Origin of the sequence: Nocardia sp. NPDC060220 (assembly GCF_042727815.1) — a bacterium.
Lineage (GTDB): Bacteria > Actinomycetota > Actinomycetes > Mycobacteriales > Mycobacteriaceae > Nocardia.
In genome coordinates this window covers 1-2165 of sequence record NZ_JBHWZY010001033.1, presented here as the reverse complement: position 1 = coordinate 2165, position 2165 = coordinate 1, and the positions used below count along the sequence as shown (strand labels likewise).

Below are 2165 nucleotides of genomic sequence, written 5' to 3'. Positions count from 1 at the left end.
GCTCCCTCGCCGAGGACGACACCATCGCGCTGATGGTCGAGCAGGGCACCTTCCTGGTGCCCACGAGCTACCTCTCCGAAGGGCTCGATGTCTCCAAAGCCGCACCCGCGCTGCAGAAGAAGGCCGCCGAGGTCTTCCCACGGGCGCGCGAGACCCTGCGCAAGGCCATCCGCGCCGGCGTCAAGATCGCCTGCGGCACCGACGCGCCCGCGGTGCCGCACGGCCACAACGCCAAAGAACTGTGGGCGCTGGTCGACCGCGGCATGACACCGGCGCAGGCGCTGCGCGCGGCGACGATCGTCAGCGCCGAACTGATCGGTGTCGACGACCGAGGGCGGCTGGCGCCCGGGCTGCTTGCCGACATCATCGCCGTACCCGGGGACCCCACCGCCGACATCACGACCATCGAGGACGTTCGGTTCGTGATGAAGGACGGCCGGGTCCACAAGAAGCCCTGATCAGCGAAAACCGTTCGCCCGCAGTTTGAATACGCGCATCAGATCCGAGGTAGCAATGTCGCCACGTCAGCAGCTCTATATCGGCGGTCGCTGGGTCGATCCAGCCACCGACCAGACGGTCGAGGTGATCTCGCCGCACACCGAGCAGGCCATCGCCCGGGTGGCCGACCCGACGACCGCCGATGTCGATCGCGCGGTCGCGGCCGCGCGCGCGGCGTTCGACACCGGACCGTGGCCCCGCACGGATCCGCAGGAGCGCGTGGCGATCATCCGCGAGCTGGTGCGGTGCTACCGCGCCCGCGAAGACGAACTCGCGCAGCTGATCACCACCGAAATGGGTGCGCCGATTACCTTCTCGCGCTCGGCGCACGCCAAGTTGCCCGGCATCATGATGAGCGCTTTCGCCGACATCGCGGCCGCCTACCGATGGCGCGACACCAGAGCCGGGTTCCTCGGCCGGGACGTGGTCGTGGGCCACGAACCCGTCGGGGTCGTGGCCGCGATCATTCCCTGGAACATGCCGATGTTCTTGATGGTGGGCAAGCTGATCCCCGCACTGCTCGCCGGGTGCACGGTGGTGCTCAAACCGTCGCCGGAGACGGCGTTGGACGCGCATCACATGGCCGAACTGCTCGATCAGGTCGGGTTGCCACCAGGGGTGGTCAGCATCCTGCCCGCCGGGCGCGAAGTCGGCCGGCACCTGGTCGCGCACCCGGGCGTAGACAAGGTCTCGTTCACCGGATCCACCGGGGCGGGTAGACAAGTCGCCGAGGTCTGCGGCGCGGCACTGCGCAAGGTCAGCCTCGAACTCGGCGGCAAATCAGCCGCAGTGGTGCTCGATGACGCCGATCCCTCTGCCGTGGCCACCGGCATGATGGTGGCCGGGCTGATGAACAGCGGCCAGGCCTGCGTCGCCCAGACCCGAGTCCTCGTCCCGCAGCATCGCCACGACGACTTCGTCGACGCGTTGGTGAGTGTGATCGAAAACCTCACCGTCGGTGACCCGTTCGATCCGGCGACCCGAGTCGGCCCGATGGTCTCGCACCGTCAACAGCAGCGCGTTCGGGACTACATCGCCCTGGGGCAGCGCGAAGGAGCCCGCCTACTCGTCGGCGGCAGCGACCTGCCCGAGGGCATCGAGCGTGGTTGGTACGTCCGGCCCACCTTGTTCGCCGACGTGGACAATTCCATGCGGATCGCACAGGAGGAGATCTTCGGTCCCGTCCTGAGCGTGATCGCCTACGCCGACGACGAACACGCGTTGCATCTCGCCAACGACAGCGAGTACGGGCTCTCGGGCTCGGTGTGGTCACCCGATATCGAGCGCGCCACGGCGATCGCGCGCCGGGTGCGCGCGGGCACCGTCGGTATCAACGAGCCCTACAGCATGGATCCCGTGGCGCCTTTCGGCGGCGTCAAGAACAGCGGCATCGGCCGCGAGTTCGGCGCCGAGGGCCTCGAGGGCTACCTCGACACCGTGTCACTCTCGATGCGCCCCCCGGCGAATTCCGCACTGCCGCGGGCGAATACCCTCTCCCCTCGAGCCATGGCCCCGCCGAGCGGGATCCGCAGCTCATGAGCGACCGGGGCCGGGATTCGCGATCAGGGCAGCTTGATCGCGGACATGTACATCTCGAGGATCGGTCCGTAGAGGTCGACACTGTCGAGTTCGGTGCCCAGCACAACGGAGGGCGTCGTGTGGATGAG

2 protein-coding genes and 1 pseudogene are annotated in these 2165 nt (G+C 68.1%); 2 read left to right on the top strand and 1 reads right to left on the bottom strand.

Features of this window, described 5'->3' with window-relative positions; all coding sequences use genetic code 11:
• Both ACFWF3_RS33275 and ACFWF3_RS33270 read left to right on the top strand, forming a co-directional pair.
• Positions 1-458: amidohydrolase family protein (locus tag ACFWF3_RS33275; protein ID WP_379317902.1), on the top strand; the 458-nt coding region annotated here is incomplete at its 5' end.
• 55 nt (positions 459-513) lie between these two features.
• Positions 514-2037: an aldehyde dehydrogenase gene (locus tag ACFWF3_RS33270; RefSeq protein WP_379317900.1), complete on the top strand. Its 1524-nt coding sequence runs from the start codon at positions 514-516 to the stop codon at positions 2035-2037.
• A 23-nt stretch (positions 2038-2060) separates the two neighbouring features.
• Here ACFWF3_RS33270 and ACFWF3_RS33265 read toward each other — a convergent pair.
• Positions 2061-2165, bottom strand: a pseudogene (locus ACFWF3_RS33265) (TetR/AcrR family transcriptional regulator); the annotation flags it as partial.